The organism is Kitasatospora sp. NPDC089509, assembly GCF_044749365.1.
Taxonomy (GTDB): Bacteria; Actinomycetota; Actinomycetes; order Streptomycetales; family Streptomycetaceae; genus Kitasatospora.
This window is the reverse complement of sequence record NZ_JBIVHS010000020.1, coordinates 96671-116179: the sequence shown is the minus strand read 5'-3', so window position 1 is coordinate 116179 and position 19509 is coordinate 96671. Positions and strand designations below refer to the sequence as shown.

21 protein-coding genes are annotated in these 19509 nt (G+C 73.2%); 14 read left to right on the top strand and 7 right to left on the bottom strand.

The genetic code is table 11. From position 1 onward, the window contains the following. Nucleotides 1-203: 203 nt before the first annotated feature. Together ACIP4P_RS32485 and ACIP4P_RS32480 are read left to right on the top strand one after the other, a co-directional pair. Nucleotides 204-707, top strand: a complete 504-nt coding sequence (locus ACIP4P_RS32485) for an SseB family protein (protein ID WP_380413491.1) — start codon at nucleotides 204-206, stop codon at nucleotides 705-707. A 126-nt stretch (nucleotides 708-833) separates the two neighbouring features. After that, on the top strand, nucleotides 834-1793 hold the full coding sequence (locus ACIP4P_RS32480) for a pirin family protein (protein WP_400924616.1): 960 nt from the start codon (nucleotides 834-836) through the stop codon (nucleotides 1791-1793). Nucleotides 1794-1862: 69 nt separating this feature from the next. Here the strand turns inward: ACIP4P_RS32480 and ACIP4P_RS32475 are convergent, their stop codons facing one another. The 3 genes from ACIP4P_RS32475 to ACIP4P_RS32465 form a co-directional block, all read right to left on the bottom strand. Next, nucleotides 1863-2684: an integrase gene (locus tag ACIP4P_RS32475; RefSeq protein ID WP_400924614.1), complete on the bottom strand. Its 822-nt coding sequence runs from the start codon at nucleotides 2682-2684 to the stop codon at nucleotides 1863-1865. 319 nt (nucleotides 2685-3003) lie between these two features. Beyond that, the gene (locus ACIP4P_RS32470; protein ID WP_400924612.1) at nucleotides 3004-3636 is read right to left on the bottom strand and encodes a TIGR03086 family metal-binding protein; all 633 of its coding nucleotides are present in this window, start codon (nucleotides 3634-3636) and stop codon (nucleotides 3004-3006) included. Continuing rightward, the gene (locus ACIP4P_RS32465; RefSeq protein WP_400924610.1) at nucleotides 3633-4499 is read right to left on the bottom strand and encodes an alpha/beta hydrolase; all 867 of its coding nucleotides are present in this window, start codon (nucleotides 4497-4499) and stop codon (nucleotides 3633-3635) included. Before ACIP4P_RS32465 ends, ACIP4P_RS32470 begins: the two co-directional genes overlap by 4 nt. Before the next feature lie 161 nt (nucleotides 4500-4660). Between ACIP4P_RS32465 and ACIP4P_RS32460 the strand changes: the two genes are divergently transcribed. Further along, nucleotides 4661-5374 (top strand): TetR/AcrR family transcriptional regulator, encoded by a 714-nt coding sequence (locus ACIP4P_RS32460; RefSeq protein ID WP_400924608.1) that lies wholly within the window; start codon nucleotides 4661-4663, stop codon nucleotides 5372-5374. Here the strand turns inward: ACIP4P_RS32460 and ACIP4P_RS32455 are convergent. Both ACIP4P_RS32455 and ACIP4P_RS32450 read right to left on the bottom strand, forming a co-directional pair. Next, the gene (locus ACIP4P_RS32455) at nucleotides 5371-6750 is read right to left on the bottom strand and encodes an amidase (protein WP_400924606.1); all 1380 of its coding nucleotides are present in this window, start codon (nucleotides 6748-6750) and stop codon (nucleotides 5371-5373) included. The genes ACIP4P_RS32460 and ACIP4P_RS32455 overlap by 4 nt on opposite strands. 25 nt (nucleotides 6751-6775) lie before the next feature. Then, nucleotides 6776-6994 carry a hypothetical protein gene (locus ACIP4P_RS32450; protein WP_400924604.1) on the bottom strand — a complete coding sequence of 73 codons (219 nt, stop codon included), beginning with the start codon at nucleotides 6992-6994 and terminating at the stop codon, nucleotides 6776-6778. 197 nt (nucleotides 6995-7191) lie between these two features. Here ACIP4P_RS32450 and ACIP4P_RS32445 point away from each other — a divergent pair, with 197 nt between their 5' ends. The 6 genes from ACIP4P_RS32445 (at nucleotide 7192) to ACIP4P_RS32420 (ending at nucleotide 12700) form a co-directional block, all read left to right on the top strand. Beyond that, nucleotides 7192-8163, top strand: a complete 972-nt coding sequence (locus tag ACIP4P_RS32445) for an LAETG motif-containing sortase-dependent surface protein (protein WP_400924602.1) — start codon at nucleotides 7192-7194, stop codon at nucleotides 8161-8163. 97 nt (nucleotides 8164-8260) lie between these two features. Further along, nucleotides 8261-9052 (top strand): LPXTG cell wall anchor domain-containing protein, encoded by a 792-nt coding sequence (locus ACIP4P_RS32440; RefSeq protein ID WP_400924600.1) that lies wholly within the window; start codon nucleotides 8261-8263, stop codon nucleotides 9050-9052. 505 nt (nucleotides 9053-9557) lie between these two features. Beyond that, nucleotides 9558-9872 carry a hypothetical protein gene (locus ACIP4P_RS32435; RefSeq protein ID WP_400924598.1) on the top strand — a complete coding sequence of 105 codons (315 nt, stop codon included), beginning with the start codon at nucleotides 9558-9560 and terminating at the stop codon, nucleotides 9870-9872. Next, a complete protein-coding gene (locus ACIP4P_RS32430; protein ID WP_400924596.1) occupies nucleotides 9872-11278 on the top strand; it encodes a hypothetical protein in 1407 nt (468 codons plus the stop codon). The genes ACIP4P_RS32435 and ACIP4P_RS32430 overlap by 1 nt, the downstream gene beginning before the upstream one ends. A 113-nt stretch (nucleotides 11279-11391) precedes the next feature. Next, the gene (locus tag ACIP4P_RS32425) at nucleotides 11392-12084 is read left to right on the top strand and encodes a hypothetical protein (RefSeq protein ID WP_400924594.1); all 693 of its coding nucleotides are present in this window, start codon (nucleotides 11392-11394) and stop codon (nucleotides 12082-12084) included. A gap of 175 nt (nucleotides 12085-12259) precedes the next feature. Next, on the top strand, nucleotides 12260-12700 hold the full coding sequence (locus ACIP4P_RS32420; RefSeq protein WP_400924592.1) for a hypothetical protein: 441 nt from the start codon (nucleotides 12260-12262) through the stop codon (nucleotides 12698-12700). A 498-nt stretch (nucleotides 12701-13198) separates the two neighbouring features. Here the strand turns inward: ACIP4P_RS32420 and ACIP4P_RS32415 are convergent, their stop codons facing one another. Next, a complete protein-coding gene (locus ACIP4P_RS32415) occupies nucleotides 13199-13435 on the bottom strand; it encodes a DUF3631 domain-containing protein (RefSeq protein ID WP_400924591.1) in 237 nt (78 codons plus the stop codon). 26 nt (nucleotides 13436-13461) lie between these two features. After that, nucleotides 13462-14103 (bottom strand): ATP-binding protein, encoded by a 642-nt coding sequence (locus tag ACIP4P_RS32410; RefSeq protein ID WP_350518203.1) that lies wholly within the window; start codon nucleotides 14101-14103, stop codon nucleotides 13462-13464. Between the two features lie 229 nt (nucleotides 14104-14332). Between ACIP4P_RS32410 and ACIP4P_RS32405 the strand changes: the two genes are divergently transcribed. The 5 genes from ACIP4P_RS32405 (at nucleotide 14333) to ACIP4P_RS32385 (ending at nucleotide 19504) form a co-directional block, all read left to right on the top strand. After that, nucleotides 14333-15142, top strand: coding sequence for a hypothetical protein (locus ACIP4P_RS32405; RefSeq protein ID WP_350518204.1), 810 nt, complete (start codon nucleotides 14333-14335; stop codon nucleotides 15140-15142). A 225-nt stretch (nucleotides 15143-15367) separates the two neighbouring features. Further along, nucleotides 15368-16120 carry a YcnI family protein gene (locus tag ACIP4P_RS32400; RefSeq protein WP_400924588.1) on the top strand — a complete coding sequence of 251 codons (753 nt, stop codon included), beginning with the start codon at nucleotides 15368-15370 and terminating at the stop codon, nucleotides 16118-16120. Nucleotides 16121-16192: 72 nt separating this feature from the next. Beyond that, nucleotides 16193-16873 carry an SCO family protein gene (locus tag ACIP4P_RS32395; protein WP_400924586.1) on the top strand — a complete coding sequence of 227 codons (681 nt, stop codon included), beginning with the start codon at nucleotides 16193-16195 and terminating at the stop codon, nucleotides 16871-16873. Further along, nucleotides 16870-17379, top strand: a complete 510-nt coding sequence (locus tag ACIP4P_RS32390; RefSeq protein WP_400924584.1) for a copper chaperone PCu(A)C — start codon at nucleotides 16870-16872, stop codon at nucleotides 17377-17379. The genes ACIP4P_RS32395 and ACIP4P_RS32390 overlap by 4 nt, the downstream gene beginning before the upstream one ends. A gap of 13 nt (nucleotides 17380-17392) precedes the next feature. After that, nucleotides 17393-19504: a FixH family protein gene (locus tag ACIP4P_RS32385; protein ID WP_400924582.1), complete on the top strand. Its 2112-nt coding sequence runs from the start codon at nucleotides 17393-17395 to the stop codon at nucleotides 19502-19504. Nucleotides 19505-19509: the final 5 nt, after the last annotated feature.

Here is a 19509-nt window from a genome sequence, read left to right as displayed (position 1 = left end):
CGGTTCGTCGCTTCCGGGAGACCGCCGCGTTTCGGGCGCCCCGTACCCACCAGTAGGCATCATGATGCTACCCAGCGGTAACTTGGGCAAGCCCCCGACGGTTAATCCGCTATGAACGTGGTCACGTCCCACAAGCCGGGACGACCACTCCTTGTCAGGATCGACGCCAGCGCGGGCGGGTGCGCTCCCGCTAGCCTGTCCGTGTGTACGGATATGACCAGAACGCATACCCGGGTGACCCCTACCAGCAGCAGGCGGGTCCGCAGCCGGGCATGAACGGCATGCCCGGACCGGACGCCTACGGCGCGCAGGGCCAGGCGCCCCAGCAGTCGCTGTACCCGGAGCCCTCCCCGCCGTCCCTGGCGGACGCGGTCCGGGCCTTCACCACCGGCTCGATGGCGGTCGAGGACTTCCAGGCCATCTTCATCACCTCGAAGGTGCACTGCCCCCGCGGCGACCGGCCCGGCTTCCTGGCCCTGCACAACACCCCGACGCCGGTGATCCCGATGTTCAGCTCGCTGAAGGAGCTGCGCCGCTACGCCGGCAAGGACTCCAAGCACTTCACCGTCACCGGCGCCGAGGTCCTGGACCTGCTGCCGACCGGCTACGGCTTCGCGCTGGACATGGAGGGCGAGCACCGGATGGTGTTCGACGCCAAGGCCGTCGAGCAGATGGTCGACTTCACCATGCGCCGGATGTACGGATAGCGGACCCTGAGGGGGAGCCCCGCGCTTCTCCGTCCCTACATAGTTCAACTTTCAACTTGCTTGTTGTTGATAGTTGAACTAATCTCGTGGACGTAGGCCAGAGCAACCCCCTCGAAGGAGGCCGACATGCCCGCCGTGACCGTCGACAACCCGCTGACCCTCCCGCGCGTGACCACGCCGGACCCGGCCGTCGCGAACGCCCGGCCGGTACTGACCGTCGCCACCGCCCCCGAGGGCTACGAGGGCGAGGGCTTCCCCGTCCGCCGCGCCTTCGCCAAGATCAACCAGAAGTACCTCGACCCGTTCATCATGATGGACCAGATGGGCGAGGTGGACTACGCCGCCGGCGAGCCCAAGGGCACCCCCTGGCACCCGCACCGCGGCTTCGAAACCGTCACCTACATCATTGACGGAACGTTCATCCACCGGGACTCGCACGGCGGCGGCGGCACCATCACCGACGGCGACACCCAGTGGATGACCGCCGGCTCGGGCCTCCTGCACATCGAGACCCCGCCGGAGTCCCTGGTGCGGTCCGGCGGCCTCTTCCACGGCCTCCAGCTCTGGGTCAACCTGCCCGCCTCGGACAAGATGATCACCCCCAAGTACCAGGACATCCGCGGCGGCAGCGTCAAGCTGCTCAGCACCGAGGACGGCGGCGCGCTCCTGCGCGTCATCGCCGGCGAGCTGGACGGCCACCAGGGCCCCGGCACCACCTTCACCCCGATCACCCTGATCCACGCCTCGATCAACCCCGGCGCCCAGATCACCCTGCCCTGGCGCGCCGACTTCAACGCCCTCGCCTACGGCCTCGCCGGCAACGGCTCCGCCGGACAGGAGCGGCGCCCCTTCCACCGGGGCCAGGCCGTCGTCTTCGGCGACGGCGACTCCATCACCCTGCGCGCCGACGAGAAGCAGGACTCCCGCGACAACAACTTCGAGGTCGTCCTCCTCGGCGGCCTCCCGATCCGCGAACCCGTCGCCCACTACGGCCCGTTCGTCATGAACAGCCACCGCGAACTCCAGCAGGCCATGGAGGACTTCCAGGCCGGCCGCCTCGGCACCATCCCCACCGACGCCCACTGACCCCTCCACCCCGAGGGCCCGGACCGAAAGGTCCGGGCCCTCGGGTCTTCTCCCCGCCGGAGCCGTTGACTAGATCAGCGCGTAGAGGGCGGAGGCGTCGTCGTGGGCCTTGCCGCGTGGCCAGCGTTCGCAGTGTGCGTCGGTGCGTTCGACGCGGCGTACCTGGGCGATCAGTTCGGCCGGGCCGGACTCGGCCAGCAGGCGCAGTACGTCGCCCCAACTGCCCAGGCCGAAGCGCTCGGTGTAGCGCGAGGCGCCGTCGGTGAGGGCGGCCAGGGCGTGCAGCCGGTCGAGCCGGACGAAGCCGGTCTCGGCGTGCTCGGCGGCCCGCGGGCTGGCGGCGGCGATCCACGGCCCGGTGCCGCGGTTGCGGGCGGCGCGCACGGCCAGCGCGTACTCCAGGTGCAGCGCGGCGCGTTCGGCCGTGCCCGGGACGGTCCCCCAGACCTGGCGGCGCAGTTCCTCCCCGCCGGGGAAGCGCTGGTTGTCGCCGATCACCTTGGGCGGGCCGTCCTTGAACTCCAGCACCAGCAGCGAGTCGCCGAGCACCAGGTACTCCAGCGACTCGCCGTGCCGGCGGGCCGCGACCACCATCGCCGCGGGCGTGTTGGCGTGGCCGAGGTCGCAGCGGCCGCCGTGCAGTGCGGCCGTCTCCACGATGGCGTCGGCCAGGCACTCGGCGATCGATCGGTCCGCCCGGTCGGTGAGCCGGGCGAGCAGGTGCACACCCAGTCGGCGGACGTACCAGGCGGTCCCGTGCCGGCACCCGGACTCCAGGCCGGCCGGCGAGCTGGCGCCGTCCAGCAGGACCAGTGCCTCCGGCGAGGCCGCCGCGAAGTCCTCGCTCTCCCGGTCGGGCCGCCGTGCTTCCCCTGCGAGCTGTAGCTGCATCCCGACAGTGTGGCCGCCGCCACCGGCCCGCGCCCAGACCCCGTGCGCCGGTGCGCCGCGGGCCGGGCCCGGCGCCCGGTGGCAGCGGGGGCGATTCGGCCATACCGTCGGATGACGGCCGGTCGATTCGGCCAATCAGGGCCGGTCGGGTTTGGGATCACCTTCGGGTGTCCGGACACCCCGGGACTGACGAGGAGCGGAAGATGTTCTGGCAGTTCATCGTGTTGCTCGCGGCCGCGCTCGGCTTTCCGACCGCCGCGCTGCTGTACTTCATCGGTGGGCCGCGCTTCCCGGACGAGAAGCGCGGCCGGTAGGTAGGTCAGGCCTGCCAGGCCGGGTCGCGGCCGAGCAGCGCCAGGGCGCGGGCGAACCGGCCCGCGCCGTCGGCGGGTCGGAGCCCCGGACGGAAGGCCCGACCGGGTGCCCGGGCCTCCGGGGTGTCCGGGACGGCCTCGGTCACCGTCAACAGCGCGTCGGCCAGGGCGTCGTCGCGGTCCACCGCCGCCACCAGCGCGTCCGCGCCACCCAACGCGCCGCCCAGCGCGCCGCCCAGCGCGGCGGCCACGTCCCAGGCGTGCACCAGGGTGTCCACCAGGTGGAATCCCACCGCCAGGTGGAACGGGAAGGGCCCGCCGTCGCGGATCTCGGGCAGCCAGAGCGCCCGCTCGTCGGCGGCTCCCGCCCGGAAGGCCGCGACCAGGTCGGCGCCGGTGCGGCGGAAGTCCGCCGCCGGGTCCGCGCCGAGCTCGGCGTCCGCGAACAGCGCGAGGTCCGGTCCGGCGCCGCGGGCGGCCGCGGCGAAGCCCTGGTGCTGGCCGACGCAGTGCTCCAGCAGCCGGCCCAGTGTCCAGTCGGCGCACGGGGAGGACCGGTCCAGGTGCTCCGGCCGTACCCGGTCCACCACGTCGACGGCCAAGTCCATGGCCTGTGCGTGCAGTTCGACGAGTTTCATGCGGCAGTGACCCCCAGTCCTGCGGAGATGAATCCGATCACCTGATCAACGACGGCCGGTTCCCGGACGATCCTGCGGTGGCCCAGCCCCCGGGTGACCACCAGGTCGAGCCGGTCCCCGTACGCCCGCTCCAGCCGGTGCGCCTGCCCGATCGGCACCACCTCGTCGCCCTCGTCGTGCAGCACCAGCACGGGCAGCCCGATCACCGCCGCCCGGGCGGCGGCGTCGTAGCGCTCCCAGACCCCGGCGTCCCCGCCGAACAGGTCCTGTTCGATCCGTTGCCGCAACGCCCGCTCGACGGTGCCGTCCAGCCCCAGTCCGGCACAGAACGCGGACGGGAAGAAACCCACCTCGGACACCCCCGAGACGGCCGCCAGCCGGCCCGCCCGCAACCCGTCGCCCAACGCGCCGAAGGCCGCGCAGACGCCCAACGAGTGGGCGACCACGGCCTCGAACGGCCCGTACCGCTCCTGGAGCCGGAGGGCGAGCTCGCGGTACTCCAGCACGCTGGTGGCGCGACCGCCGGAGTCCCCGTGACCGGGCGCGTCGAAGGCCAGGACGCTGAGGCCGAGGGCCTGCAGCCGGGGCACGAAGGGCGCGAAGCGGGAGGCCCGGGAACGCCAGCCGTGCAGCAGCAGGACCGGCCGCTCGCCACTGCCCCAGCGGTAGCCGACCACCTGGCTGCCGCCCACGGTCAGCGGTTCGCGGGCCGCCCGCCGGTGCACCTCCTGCTCGGCGGGCCGCACCCGGCTGCGCCGCAGCGGGTGCCGGAACAGCTCGAAGGCCGCCCGGCCGGCCAGGCCGGGGGCGATCCGGGCGGTGGGGTTGAGGGTGGTGCGGATCAGTGCCCGGGCCGGGTCCATCGGGTCTCCCTGCTCTCCAGCTCTCCTGCTCTCCTGCTCTCCAGCTCGCGGCGAGATATTAGCACGACCGTTCGTGCAGTTTTAGGAACCGCCCACGGCCCGCGCACTACCCTGGACGGCGCCCACCGCGAGCAGGAGCCGAACAGGAACGAGGACCCACGATGGCCGGACCGACCACCGACGGACCGACCACCGGCAGCCCCACCACCGGCAGCCCGACCACCGACCGCCCGACCACCGACGGACGGGTCCTGCGCGGCGAGGAGACCCGCCGGGCGGTGCTGCGCCGCGCCGTCGGCATCGCCTCCGTCGAAGGCCTGGACGCCCTGTCCATCGGTCGCCTCGCCACCGACCTCGGCCTCAGCAAGAGCGGCGTCTTCGCCGGCTTCGGCTCCAAGGAGGAGCTGCAGCTCGCCACCGTCCGCGCCGCCCGCCGGATCTTCGCCGACGCCGTGGTGACCCCGGCCGCCGACACCCCGCCCGGCCTCGCCCGGGCCCGCGCGCTCTGCGAGAACTGGCTCGCCTACTCCCGGGACCGGGTCTTCCCCGGCGGCTGCTTCTTCCACGAGGTCACCGCCGAGTTCGACGCCCGCCCCGGAGCCGTCCGGGACGCCCTGGCCGGCTGCGCCCGGGAGTGGCACGCCACCGTCGTCGACGCCCTCGCCGAGGCCCGTACGGCAGGCGCCCTGCGCCCGGACACCGACCTCGGCGACCTCGCCTTCGCCCTGATCGCGGTGCTGGAGACGGCCAACTCGCAGGCCGTGCTGCACGAGGAGGACGTCCCCTACCAGCGGGCCGGCCGGCTGCTGCTGCGCCTGCTGCGCGCCGAGGCCACCGACCCGGCCGACCGGAGACTTGCCCCGGACAGGGCCTAAGGCCTCGCCAACACCCGTTCCACCGAGGCCGCTCGGGCCAACAGGCGCTCGTCCTCGCCCGCCGCGCCGACCAGCTGGAGACCGAGCGGCAGCCCGTCCGGGGTCCGCCCGGCCGGCAGGCTCAGCGCGGGCAGGCCGAGGAAGCTCCACGGCAGCGACATCACCGCGTCCCCGGTACCGTGCAGCCCCTCCGGCGCGCCGCCGGTCGCGGACGGCGCCAGCCACAGGTCCACTCCGGCCGCGCCCGCCGCGGCGGCCACCCGCTCGCGCAACCGCTCCCGGAAGTGCAGCGCGGACGCCCGGTCCTCGGCCGCCACCCCCTGGCCGACCCGGATGCTCGCCACCGTCTCCGGCCGGTACAGGCCGCCGAACCGGGCGAACCAGTCGGCGTGGCTGCGGGCCAGCTCGAACCGGTTGATCGTCTGCAACTGCCGGGTGACCTCGGCGAAGTCGGAGAACAGCGGCACCCGGCGCACCGTCACCCCGGCCCGCTCCAGCCGCGTCAGCTGCTCCTCGAAGGCGCGCCGCGCGACCGGTTCGGCCCGCTCCAGGTACGGACCGTCCGGCACCCCGCACACCGGCGCCGACCCGGCCCCCGCACCGTCGCCGCCCCCATCGACCCCCGCACCGCCATCGACCCCCGCGCCCCCGACAGACCCCGCGCCCCCGGCGCTCCGCCAGTCGTCGCAGAGCAGCGAAGCCGCCAGCACCGCGCCCGCCAGGTCGGCGGTGAACACGCCCAGGGTGTCGAAGCTCGGCGCGTTCGGGATCACGCCCGCGACCGGGATCCGCCCGTACGTCGGCCGGAACCCCACCACCCCGCAGTACGCGGCCGGCCGGATCACCGACCCGACCGTCTGGGTGCCGATCGCCAGCGGCACCAGCCCGGCCGCGACCGCCGCCGCCGAACCGCTGCTGGAGCCGCCCGGGGTGTGCCCCGGACGGTGCGGATTGCGGGTCGGGCCCGGGGCGCTGGCGGCGAACTCGGCGGTCACCGTCTTGCCCGCGACCAGCGCCCCGGCCGCCAGCAGCCGGTCCACCACCGCGGCCTGCGGCCCCGCCAGCACTCCCGGCGGCAGCGCCGACCCGCCGTGCGTCGGCAGCCCGTCCACGTGCACGATGTCCTTGACCCCCACCGCCACCCCGTACAGCGGCGGCCGCCCGGCCGGCTCCGGGTACCGCGCGGTCAACTCCCGCGCCCGCGCCCGCAGTCGGCGGTGCCGCCCGGGCTCCGGGACGAAGGCGTGCAGCAGCGGGTCCACCCGCTCGACCAGCGCGCAGAGCCGGTCGACGTACTCGGACAGCCCGGGCGCGCCGGAGCGCAGCCCGGCGGCCTCCGCGGTCAGCGACCGGGGCCGGACCAGAGGTTCCTCCATGCCGAGCACGGTAGCGCCCGGCCGCTCACTGGTGCTCGGCCGACAGGTACGGCGCCTCGCGCAGGAAGTACGCCCCGCAGGTGTGGCAGCACAGCTCCGGGGTCCGTCCCCAGTCCGTCGCCTCCCGGACCGGCGCCCCGGGATCGAGCTCCCGGCCGCACATCGCGACGCTCTGCTCACCCCGGACCACGTGCCACAGCCGCACCCCGCCGGCCGCCCCGTCGGCGCCGAACTCGGCTCGCATCTGGTGCATCATGCCCCCCATCGTCCGACCGCCTCCGGACCCCGGCAACCGGAGGCCGGGACGCCCCGCTCCCCCGGTCCGGGCGCCGGCACCCCACCCCGGTAAGGTACGCGGGCGAACCAGCGCCGACGGCCTTGGCCGAAGCCTCAAGTCGCCTGAAACCACCTGTATTTCGCCCATAGATGGAGCTTTCTTTCGTGCGCTCTTCCCGCCTTCTCGCCGCCTCCACGCTGGCGGCACTGACCCTCTGCGCCACGGCCGGCGCCGCCACCGCGGGCGCCGTCGGGATCACCTCCTCGCCGAGCCCGAGCCCGACCGCCACCGCGCCGAGCGCCTCCCCGAGCACCACCGCACCGAGCACCACCGCCCCCGGCACCCCGGCGCCGACCGCCACGGCCAAGCCGACGAACCTGCCCACCGCCCCGACCCCGACCCCGACCCCGACCGACGGCACCTGCAAGGGCTCCCTCCTGCGGCCCCTCAAGGTCACCGGCACCGGCCTCGCCAACACCACCCTGGTCAAGGGCGGCCCGGCGCAGGAGACCACGGTGACCTTCGAGAACACCACCCCGGTCGACCTCAAGAAGTTCGACACCTACTTCTTCTTCACCGACGTGTCGGAGACCGAGCCCGTGATCAACCCGGTCACCTGGGGCAAGGAGTCCTTCACCATCCAGGTGAAGCTGCCCGGCGGGGACTGGAAGACGCCCGAGGCGAGCAACGTCACCGGGAACATGTCCTACCTGAAGGTGGACCTCGGCGAGTACAAGATCGCCAAGGGTGGGAAGCTCACCCTCCAGGTGCGCCTCGCGGCCACCGACAAGGCCGTCACCGCCCGCTACTTCGCCCAGCTGAGCGGTTCCTCCGAGTTCTTCGACGGCAAGAACCTGCCGGGCGCCCCCACCAACGGCAGCTGCGTGTCGTACACCGGCGACTACCGCGTCGACGACCTCTTCAAGGTGGTCGACGCCGGATCGACCGCCCCGGCCACCGGCACCGCCGTCCCGGCCGCCGCCGTCTCCACCTCCCCCGCGGCCGGCCCGCACCTGGCCGAGACCGGCGCCGACTCCAACACCCTGCCGATCGCCCTCGGCGGTGCCGCGGTACTGGCGGCCGGCGCCGGTACCCTGTTCGTCCTGCGCCGCCGCAAGGCCGGCGCGCACGGCTGACCCTCCGCCAAATGAACCCAGGGGCGCGGACAACCGTTCGCGCCCCTCGGTGGTCTTCCCCGGAGAGCGCACCCCGACCGACCGCTGGAGTCCACCGATGCGTCCCGCCCGTCTCCCCGCCGCCTGCACCCTGCTCGTGCTCACCGTCGGTCCGGTCGCCCTCGCCACGGCCCCCGCACTCGCCGCCGAGAGCCCTTCGGCCGCCCCGAGCGCGACGGCCACCACGAGCGCCGCCGAGACCCCGTCGCCCACCCCGACCCCCTCGGCCACCCCGACCGGCACCGGCCCGACGGGCACCGCGAGCCCCACCGGCCCCAGCAGCGAATGCCCCGAAGGCACCACCGAGGACCCCCTGCCGGTCACCGGCAGCAGCGACGCCCCGGGCGAACTCGCCGTCACCTTCACCAACGACACCACCGCGACGGCCAAGCAGTTCGCCGCCGCCGTCGCCCTCGCCGACGGCGGCAGCGGCCTCCCCCTGGAACTCCGCGCGGGAGCCGGCGCCTGGAAGCCCCTGACCGCCACCAGCTCCCCGGCCGACGCCGGCACCTACCAGCTCCCCCAGGGCCAGAAGCTCACCCTCACCGTGCGCCTCGCCCCCGGCGCCCCGCACGGTGCCCACCGCCTCACCTTCACGGCCAGGTCCGAGATCCTCCCCAGCGGCTCCGCCCCGGCGCGGAAGTACACCTGCCCGCGGCTCACCGCCACCTACACCGGCACCCTCGGCCCCTCCGCCGACCACTCCCCGACCCCGCCCCCGGCCCCCGCCCACCTCGCGGACACCGGCGCCGGCACCGCCACCCGTCCCCTCGCCATCGCCGGCACCACCGCCCTCGTCCTCGGCACCGGCCTGCTCGTCCTCACCCGCCGCCGCCCCACCACCGACTGACCACCGACCACCGACCGACCGACGCCCCCGCTACGACGCCGCGCGGAGCAGGGCGTCGTCCTGCCACTTGAGGACATTTTGACCCCCGCAAGCCCGTGACCTGCGGGTTCGACCGGAAAAGTGCCACCGACCAGGCGAAACCACCTTCAGTAGTTCGCACTGGTCAGCGGCACTTTTGGCCCTCATGTGCCCCGGGTGTGCCCTGCGGGTCACAGTCACCGTCCTACCTGGTGACACCTGCGACAACTCGCGCGGTTCGATCCCGCAGTACGCGGACTCGCTGGGGGACCGGCGCCCATCATGATCGGCACGGCAACAGCTTCTGGTGACACATCAGGTGGTTCCAGGCGTTTCGCGCTTTCTCCCTATCGCCGGCTGGCACCGGACCTCTGGGGCTCGCATGGCAGGTAACGAAGATCAAGCGACGATGCCCCCTACGACTTCTAGGTTTCCACCGAACGGAATCAGGGGAAACGCCGAAGATCGGTGCAGGGGAGGGACCGGAATGGGGTACGAAACACGCATCGATGCCGCTTCTGTCATCAGGGCGGCGTCCGATGCGCACGTGGCCACCGAGAACAGCCGTCAGGGCATGCTGCTGAAAGACGCCTCCGCAGCAGGGGCCGGCCACCCTGGGTGGAAGGCCTCAGCGGCCAGTAGTGCCTGCGTCACGGCGTGGCGGGAGCGCCTTCACAGGGAGGCCGACGAAGTGGAAGCGGCGGCGAAGGCGTTGGCCTCCTCCGCGAACAGCTACGTCACCACGGACAGGACGGTGGCCGGCTCCCTTACGGAGGACGCCACCTGGCTGAAGGGGGTCTGATGCTCACCGTCGACGCCCTGAACCGGGCAGACGCCCAGCTCTGGCGGCACGCCGGCGACGATGCTGCGAACACGGCCAAGCACTGTGAGCACGTGGCCTCCGTCGCCCGCGACGAGGTCGCCCGGACGCTCGGCAGCGCGTGGAGCAGTCCCGCAGGCGACTCCGCCCGCGCGCGCTTCGCGCGCCACGCCGAGACTTACGAGGCCGCTGCGATGGCCATGCGCGCGATCGCCCGGACCTACGACGGGCTCGCCAAAGCCATCGAGACGAGCCAGCTCACATTGCACAGCGCGCTCGACTACGCAAGCCGCAACCAACTGAAGGTCAACCAGGACGGCTCCGTGTACACGGACCCGGTCGCCCAAACGCCGGAGGCTGCGGCTGCACTCCAGGACGTGATCAAGCAAACCAAGGAGATGATCACCTCGGTTTTGCAGGCCGCCACGGCCGCGGACTCGGCCGCCGCCGACGAACTGCGAACACTCGCGGGCCTCGTCAACGTCGAGGATCCGAAGGCCGTACGCGACCTGCTGAGCGGAGACGGCAACAGCGCCCTCGCGGTCGCCTTGCGCCTGCAAGGCGGCGCGTCCGGCCTGCACGGGATCAACGTCTCCCCAGCCCAGATCGAGGCCGCACGTAAGGCCTCGGCGGAGACCGGTATGAGCTTCGACCTCATCCTCGCCATCATGTGGCAGGAACAACAGTGGTACCAGAACTACGAGCCCAACCTGGACGGCCCGCTCACTGCGGCCGGGCGGCGGGCAAACTGGGCGGGCGAAGAGACCTTCAAACCGGACAAGTCCCTGGGCATCACACATATGAAGCTGGCGACCGCTCGCGGTGTCATCCAGGACTTCCCCGGCAGTTTCCCCAGCCTGGGAGGATTGTCCGACTCCCAACTCGCCAAGTACATCGAGGAGAACCCCAACGAGGACGTACGACTCAGCGCGTACTACATGAAGCAGCTCCAGAAGAATCCGCACGGCGCGACGAGCGACAAGCAGCTGTTCATGCTGTACGCGGCCGATACGGAGCAGGTGCGGGACTCCAACGCCAAGTACGGTGACGACAGTTCTCAGCGCGGAGCCGCGATCAAGTCCCGGGCTGACAACTGGGACCAGCTCCAGCAGGCGCTCAGGGATGCGGACGCCTGGAACGGCCTGCCGGAGAGCGAGCGCCGGAAGGCACTCGACACCCTCGCCGCGCAGACCCCGTACGATCGCAAGGTGGACCTCGATCCGCTCTACTCAGGTGCCGGCGTTTCCTCCAGCACGTACGGGACCGGTCCGTTGCCTCCGGACCGGGCGCAGTTCCCGCCGACGCCGACTCCCGAGTCGCCCGTGCAACCCGCGCCGACCGTGCCGGCGCCGAGCCCGGGTCCGCAGCCGACTCCCCCGGCGAAGTGAACGGGTTCTCGCGCCGAGGCCGGTGGGGGTTGGTGACAGTGGCGGCTCTGGCCTCACTGGCCGCTTGCGGCGGCGGCCCGCCGCCGCAAGTACCGCTGCCCTCCGAGGTGCCCGTGACTTCTCCGTACGGCACGGCCGGCGAGCTGGTCTCCGCACTCGGCCGTGCCGGCATCCCCTGCTCGGTCACGGTCAGCAACACGCGCCAGAACGGGAGTTCCGATGCCGACTGCACGGCGGCTATCAACGGCGTCCCGTTCGAGAACGAGATCAGCGTCTTCGGGCCACCGGTGACTCGGGAGGAGATCGGCACGTCCGTCGACCACCGGCGTGGCGAGGGGCAGACGCTCGTCGCCGCCGGGAGCTGGTATGTCTATGTGCGGAATCCGGTGTTCGCACCGCAGATCGCGAAAGCCCTGGACGGAGTCGTGCTGCCGGGGAAAGAGATCCCGGTCCGCTCGTACTCGCTACCCGCCATTCCCGCCTCACCGCGCTTCGACACCGTCCAGCAGCTGGCGGAGGCGCTCGATGGGGCTGCCGGGTGCACCGACCGACAGGAGAGCGGATCTGGACAGCTGACCTGCCGGACGGGCACCAAGATCGGCCGGACACCCAACTGCGCCACGCTGCAGCTTCACTCGGACGAAGCGGCCCGAAACAAGGCAATCAGCATCGAGATCTCCCACCCCGACGTGCCGGCCTCGCTGGTGACGGCGGGAAACTGGACGGTCAATCTGTGCGACTACTCGCTGGCGAACCAGGTGGCCCGCGCGCTGGGCGGGGTGGTGGTCGCGTACGACGGGAAGTGACAGCCGCCCAAGGACGGCCAGATCCTGGATGCCATGCAACTCGCATGGCAGGCACCATCTTTGCCCGGGTAACCGACCAGTTGGCGGCATAGCTCGTAACAAGCCCCCGTCCGTCTCCTCCCGGTCGCCGCCCTGTGCAGGAGCACCTTCCCGCACCCACGAGGACCGCCAGCAGATGCTCTCCGCCACAGCAGTCAGCGTGCACCTTGCCGGTTGGAAGGCGTACGACGCCGGCGAGCAGGGCCTCGCCCAGCGCTACTACCACCAGTCGTACGGCCTCGCCGTCGAGTCCGGGATCGTCGGCCGCGTGGACGCCTCGACCGAGGCGCTGTTCGCCGTCACCCACGCCCACGGCCTCGCGGCCACCACGGCACCTTGGCCATGCAGTTGTCCGGCCAAACCGAGGTCAGACGGCCTCGTCGTCTACAACACCCGCCCCGGCTGCTGTTCCGAGGCGACCTGGCGCTCGTACTCTGCCCATACTTTCGTCGACACCCGACAGCCGTGCTCACCCCAATCCGGCCTCCACCTCGGTCACACGGTCCCTCGCCCCAGCTTGACCCTGTCGGGGATCTTGGTCGCTGCGGTGTCAGCTGATGGCTCGCCAGGAACGTAGGCGTGGGATGCCCTGCTGGTCGAGATGGCCCTGGAAGGCTGTCGGCTGTCGTGGAGGCGCGCTTTCGCCGGGGGCCTGCCTGCTGAGGCGTTCGTCGGCGCGGTTGCGCAACTGCAGTTCGAGCAGCTCACGCGGAGGGAAGCCCACGGAGCGGCACGGGGCACCCGGCCCGCCGCAGGGCCACACGAACCTTCCCCCGAAGCGGAGCCTGCACCTCTGCCTCAAAGGAAAGACATGCCCCGGTTCTGTACGGTCACCGTTGGAGTCGGCGTCGGCGCGTGGGGTCGCTTGCGGCTGGGCCGCCTGATCGAGGGTCTCGCCCATGTCGTGGCCAGCATGTTCGGCGGCGGCCAGGACGGTGGCGAGTGCCGGCCAGACAGGGTCGGAGGGCGTGCGTACGGGCGGACCGGTTGCACTCGTCGCACTCATCCCGGGCAAGCCGAACGGGCGCGAGAGCCCAGAGGGTGGGACGAGTGGGACGGGCTCGGCGGGCCGGGGTCAGGCCAGGCTGCCGCCCTCGACCTGCGGTGGCGCGGGCTCGGGGCAGTAGCGGCGCCACGGGTCGAGGAAGTCGTTCCGGACGAAGATCTTGGCCTGCCGGGAGTCGGGGAAGCGGATGTTGGACGAGGAGACGCCGAAGCCCTTGAGCAGGAGCTGTAGTCCGCGCGCGGTCGGCCCGCTGACGCCGAACTCCGCCCACGGCGCCTCCTCCATCCGGGCCTCGACAGCGGCCACCCACGTAGGTCAGAGGGGTGCCAGTGCTACGACGCCGCGCGGAGCAGGGCGTCGTCCTGCCACTTGAGGATCTTGTCGAAGCTGACGATGGCCCCGCGGAGCGGGTGGTTGCGGAGCTGGACGTGGTCGGTGAGGGCGTGGATGAGGAAGAGGCCCCGGCCGGATTCGGCGGTGAGGTCGGGCAGGGTGTCGAGGTCGACCGGGCGCAGGGTGGGGGCCTGGGGTCGGCAGGGGAGGACGTGGGTGTCGTACGGGTGGCCGTCGCGGCGGGGGCGGTGGGCGCTGAGCACGCGGACCGGGACGGTGGCGCGGGCCCGGCGGGAGCGGCGGGGCGCGCGGCCGGCCGTGGTGGGGCGGGCGGCCGGGAGCGGGGTGGCCGGGCGCCGGGCGGGCGGGGCGCTGGGGCCGGGCAGGCCGGGGCCGGAGTCGGTGACCTCGATCCGCAGGCGGTCGCCGCTGATCGAGGCGGTGACCTGGAAGCCCTCGTCCGGGCGGCCGGTGGCGCCGTGTTCCACGGCGTTGGCGCAGGCCTCGGTGAGGGCGACCCCGAGGTCGTCGGCGATCTGCGGGTCGACGCCCGCGGTCGCCATGGCACCGAGCAGGATGCGCCGGGCCAGCGGGACGCTGGCCGGGTCGCGCTTGAGGTGCAGAGTCCACCAGATGTCCACGGGAGGTCCCTCCTGGCTGCGGCTCCACATACAACTAGGTATCTCCGGGCGATTCGGCGGTGAACCGTGCCCGGGGGCGGCTACCGCCCGTTCGGCGGATGGACTGGGGACGGGGTCTGTGCCGAGCGGCGCGCTCCTCCTCCTGCACGCCGCCGCCGAACGGGGCATTCGTAGGGATTTCCCACCCTGCCCGTGTCGGCGCTGTACGCGATGAGATGATGGCCCGGCCATGACTGCCCTCCCTGCCGCCCCGTTCCAGGGCACCCCTGCACCGGTTCGGCCGGTCCGGGCTGCCGCCTGGGACCTGCGGCTCGCCCGGGCGGTCCCGTTCGCGCTGGTCTGCACGCTGATAGCGGCCGCCGGGCACGCCCTGGCGGGTGGCGGCGACGTGCCGCCGGCCGCGCTGGCGACGGGTTTCGCCGGGGTGCTGGTGTTCGCGGTGGCGTGCGGCGGACGGGAGCGTTCGCTGGCGGGCATCGCCGGAGCGCTGGGGGCGGGGCAGCTCGGTCTGCACTGCCTCTTCCACGGTTTCAGCGCCTTCACCGGCTCCGGCATGCGGCACGGCTCGATGTCGATGCCGCAGGCGGCCGGCCGGCTGATCTGCAACGAGGCCCGGCCCGGCACGCTGGTCGGCCTGCCCGGGGGCACCTCGCCGGAGCAGCTGGTCTCCTCGGCGGGCCTGGACCCGCACGCGTACGCGGGCGCGCCCTGGTGGCAGGGCGGCGTGCTGGGGATGACGCCGTCGATGCTGGCCGGGCACCTGGCGGCCGCGCTGGTGGCGGGCTGGTGGCTGCGGCGCGGCGAGGCCGCGCTGTGGCGGCTGGTGCGGGTGGCCGCCTCGGCGGCCCGGGAGCACTGGGCGGCGCCGCTGCGGTCGGCGCTGGTGCTGGTGGCCGCGCTGCTGCGCGGTCTGTTCGGCGTGGCCGGTCCGGTCCGCCGGTTCGGGGCGGGCGACGGCGGGAGCCGGCTGTCCGCGGGTGCGGTGCTGCGGCACAGCGTGGTGCGGCGCGGGCCGCCGTGCGGGGCCTTCGCGTACTGACCCGGCGTTCCCCCGTACCCGACGAGCGGTACCGGTCGACCCGGTGACGTGCGCGGTGTCCGGGCCGTTCCCGTCCGCCCACGGCGACGGCGGCCCCGGGTTCCTGCCCCACCCACGTCCCGCCACATCCGCACGCGCGGCCCCGCCGAGGCACCCGGCACGGATTCCCCGTCGCCCGGGCCGTCCGGTGGTGCGGCCGCCGAGCTCCGATCGGAGACCCCTTTCATGCGTACTCTCACCGCCCGTCGTACCGCCGCCGTCGCCCTGACCGCCGCCGCCTCGGTGGTGGCGCTGGCCGGCCCCGCCTTCGCGCACGTGACCGTGAACCCGGGCTCGGCCGCCCAGGGCGGCTACACGGCCGTCGACTTCCGGGTGCCGAACGAGAGCGACACCGCGAGCACGGTGAAGCTGGAGGTCAACCTGCCGCTGGACCACCCGCTGGCCTCGGTCCGCACCCTGCCGCTGCCGGGCTGGTCCGCCGCGGTCGAGAAGTCCAAGCTGGACAAGCCGATCAAGGTGCACGGCAGCGACGTCACCGAGGCCGTCTCCAAGATCACCTGGACCGCCGACGCGGGCACCAAGATCGCCCCCGGCCAGTTCCAGGAGTTCCGGCTCTCGCTCGGCCCGCTGCCGACCGACGCCGACAGCATGGAGTTCAAGGCCCTGCAGACCTACGACAACGGCGACGTGGTCCGCTGGATCGACGAGTCCAAGGACGGCCAGCCCGAGCCGGCCCACCCGGCCCCGGTCCTGAAGCTCACCAAGGCCGCCGCCGGTGACGGCCACGGCGTCACCGCCTCCCCGGCCGCCGGTGCCCACGGGGACAGCTCCGACCACGCCGCCGCCGCGGCCGGCGACGGCAAGTCCAGCGACGACACCGCCCGCACCCTCGGCGTGGTCGGCATCGTGGTCGGCGTGATCGGCACCGCCGTCGGCGTGCTCGGCCTGCGCCGCCGGAACAGCGGCTCCGCCTCCTGACCCCCGCGCCGACGGGGCCACCGCGACCACGGTGGCCCCGTCGGCGGTCCACCGCGCCCGATCGGATCCACCATGCACCGCACCACCCGTACCGCCCGCACCACCCGGCTGGCCGGCGCGGCCGCGCTCGCGCTGGCCGCCGCCCTGACCCTCTCCGCCTGCGGCTCCTCCGGCGGCGGCTCCTCCTCCGCCGCCAAGGTCGTCCAGCAGAAGGACGACACCCCGTACCAGGGCACCAAGCTGGCGAAGAACTTCGAGAAGCCGGACCTCCAGCTGACCGACACCTCCGGCCAGCCGTACGACCTGCGGCAGCAGACCAACGGCAAGGCGACCCTGCTGTTCTTCGGCTACACCAGCTGCCCGGACGTCTGCCCGACCACCATGGGCGACATCGGCGTCGCGATGAAGGCGCTGCCCGCCGAGGAGCGGAAGAAGATCAACGTCGTCTTCGTCTCCACCGACCCCCAGCGCGACACCCCCAAGGTGCTGCGCAGCTGGCTGGACTCGATGGGCACCGACTTCATAGGTCTCACCGGCGACCTGGAGAAGGTGAAGACCGCCGCCAAGTCGCTCGGCATCATGATCGAGGACCCGGTGGTCAACGCCGACGGGACGGTCACCTCCACCCACGGCGCCCAGGTGCTGGCCTTCCTCCCCTCGGACGACAAGGCGCACGTGCTCTACATGAGCGGCACCGAGGAGAAGACCTACGAGCACGACCTGCCGCTGCTCGCCAAGGGGGTCGCGGCGTGAACTCCGCGACGACGGGGGCCCGGCGCTTCCGCCGCTCGGCCCTGCTGGGCGCCGTGGTCGCCACCGCGCTGGGCGGCGGCGCGATACTCGCCGCCTGCGGGAGCGGCGGCCAGGGCGGCGGCGCGGACGCCGGCGGGCCGGCCAGGCTGAGCGTGGCCGACTCCTACATCCCGCTGCCCCCGGCCGGCGGGATGGGGGCCGGCTACCTGACCGTCCGCAACGACGGCGGGGCCGACGAGCTGGTCAAGGTGACCAGCCCGGCCGCCGAGTCGGTCACCATGCACCGCTCCACCGCGTCGACCATGGAACAGGTCAACAGCCTGGACGTGCCCGCGCACGGCGCGCTGCAGCTCGCCCGCGGCGGCACCCATCTGATGATCATGGGATGGCAGAAGGCCCCCGCCCTGGGCGACGAGCTGGAGTTCGACCTGACCTTCGCCAAGTCCGGCACCATCTCCGTCAAGGTGCCGGTCAAGGAGCTCACCTACCGCCCAGGCCAGAGTTAGGGGACCCGCCAGCATGGAGAAGGCCTCGCACCGCAGACTCCCGCACCGCGGCACCGCCGGTGCCCTGTCCACCGCCGGTACCGTGTCCGCCGCCGGCGCCGTGTCCGCCGGCGCCGCCCGCCGGATCACCCGCCGCCGGCTCGCCGGACTCCTCGGGACGCTCGGCGCGCTGCTCGCGCTGATGCTGGCCGGCGCCGGCCCGGCCGCCGCGCACGCCACCCTGGACGCCACCGACCCGGCGCAGTACTCGGTGGTCGCCACCGCCCCGGCGGCGGTGACCCTGACGTTCAGCGAGACCGTCTCGCTGTCCGGCGACTCGGTCCGGGTGCTCGACCCGGCCGGCAAGCCCGTGGACACCGGCAACCCGGCGCACGCCGACGGCAAGGGCAACACCGCCCGGGTCGGCCTGAACAGCGGGCTCGCCAACGGCACGTACACCGTCGCCTGGCGGGCCGTCTCCGAGGACTCCCACCCGGTCGGCGGGGCCTTCACCTTCTCCATCGGCGCCCCCTCGGACACCTCGGTGTCCACCACCGCGCTGCAGGGCGCCAAGGCCGACACCCTGGTCGCCGCCCTGTACGGGACCGGACGCACCGTCGCCTACGCTGCGTTCGCCCTGCTCGCCGGGGTCGCCGCCTTCGTGCTGATCTGCTGGCCGGCCGGCGCCGCCCGGCGCCCGGTGCAGCGGCTGCTGATGACCGGCTGGACGGCGCTGCTGGCCTCGACCGTCGCGGTGCTGATGCTGCGCGGCCCGTACGAGCGCGGCTCGGGCATCGGGCAGACCCTCGACCTGTCGCTGGTGCGCACCACCCTGGACGAGCGGATCGGCACCGCGCTGGCCGCCCGACTGCTGCTGCTCGCGGCGGCCGGGATCTTCCTGTCGCTGCTGGTCGGGCAGTTGGGCCAGCCGCCGAAGCCGGTCGCCCCGGCCCCCGCGGAGCACCAGGACTCGGAGCACCAGGACGGGGAACACCAGGACGAGGACGCCGAGGCCGCCGAGCTGCGCGAGCTGGAGCAGCGGGCCGTCGAGCGGCCGCAGCGCGAGGCCCGGCTCGGCCTGGGCGTGGCCGGACTGCTGCTGGCGGTGGCGCTCTCCGCGACCTGGGTCGGCGCCGACCACGCCTCGGTGGGCATCCAGGTCTGGCTGGCGCTGCCGTTCGGCATCCTGCACCTGATCGCGATGGCGCTCTGGCTGGGCGGGCTGGCCTCGCTGCTGGTCGCACTGCGCGAGGGCGTCGGCGCCGAGGTGGTCGACCGCTTCTCCAGGATCGCCTTCGGCTCGGTGGCCGTCCTGGTCGTCACCGGCGTCTACCAGTCCTGGCGGGGCCTGGGCAGCTGGAGCGCGCTGACCGACACCGAGTACGGGAAGCTCCTGCTGGTGAAGACCGGCTGCGTGGTCGTGATGCTGGGCGTCGCCTGGATGTCCCGCAGCTGGCTGGCCCGGCTGCGCTCGGCCCCGGCCGAGGCGGCGGAGGTCGAGCGGGCCGAGGTGCCCGAGCCGGTCGGCGCCGTCACGCAGAACGCGGACCCGGTCCGGCAGGCCCAGTTGGACCGGCAGCTGGCCGCCACGCGCAGCGCCGGCCGCGAGCGCGGACTGACCCCGACCCGGGCCGGACTGCGCCGCTCGGTGCTGGTCGAGGCGCTGGTCGCGGTGGCGGTGCTGGTGGTGACCACGATGCTCACCAACTCCCCGCCCGGACGGGTGGCCGGCGAGATCAAGGCGGCCGGTGCCGCCGGCGCCGGGAACGCCGCCCCGGCCGCGCCGCAGACCGAGCCGGACCGCACGGTGGAGCTCAAGCTGCCGTACGACACCAAGGGCCGGACGCCGAACGCCAAGGGCACCGCGACCGTCACCCTCAACCCGGCCCGGACCGGCCCGAACGAGGTCAAGCTCGCGCTGGACGGTACGGACGGCAAGCCGGTGGACGTCCCCGAGGTGCAGCTCGCCTTCACCCTGCCGGACCGCGACCTCGGCCCGCTGCCGGTCGCGCTCACCCCGGAGGGCACCGGCCGCTGGAGCGGCACCACCCAACTCCCGCTGGCCGGCACCTGGGTGGTCTCGGTGCAGATCCGCTCCTCGGACATCGACCAGACCACCCCGACCCAGCAGTTCAAGATCGGGTGAGCACG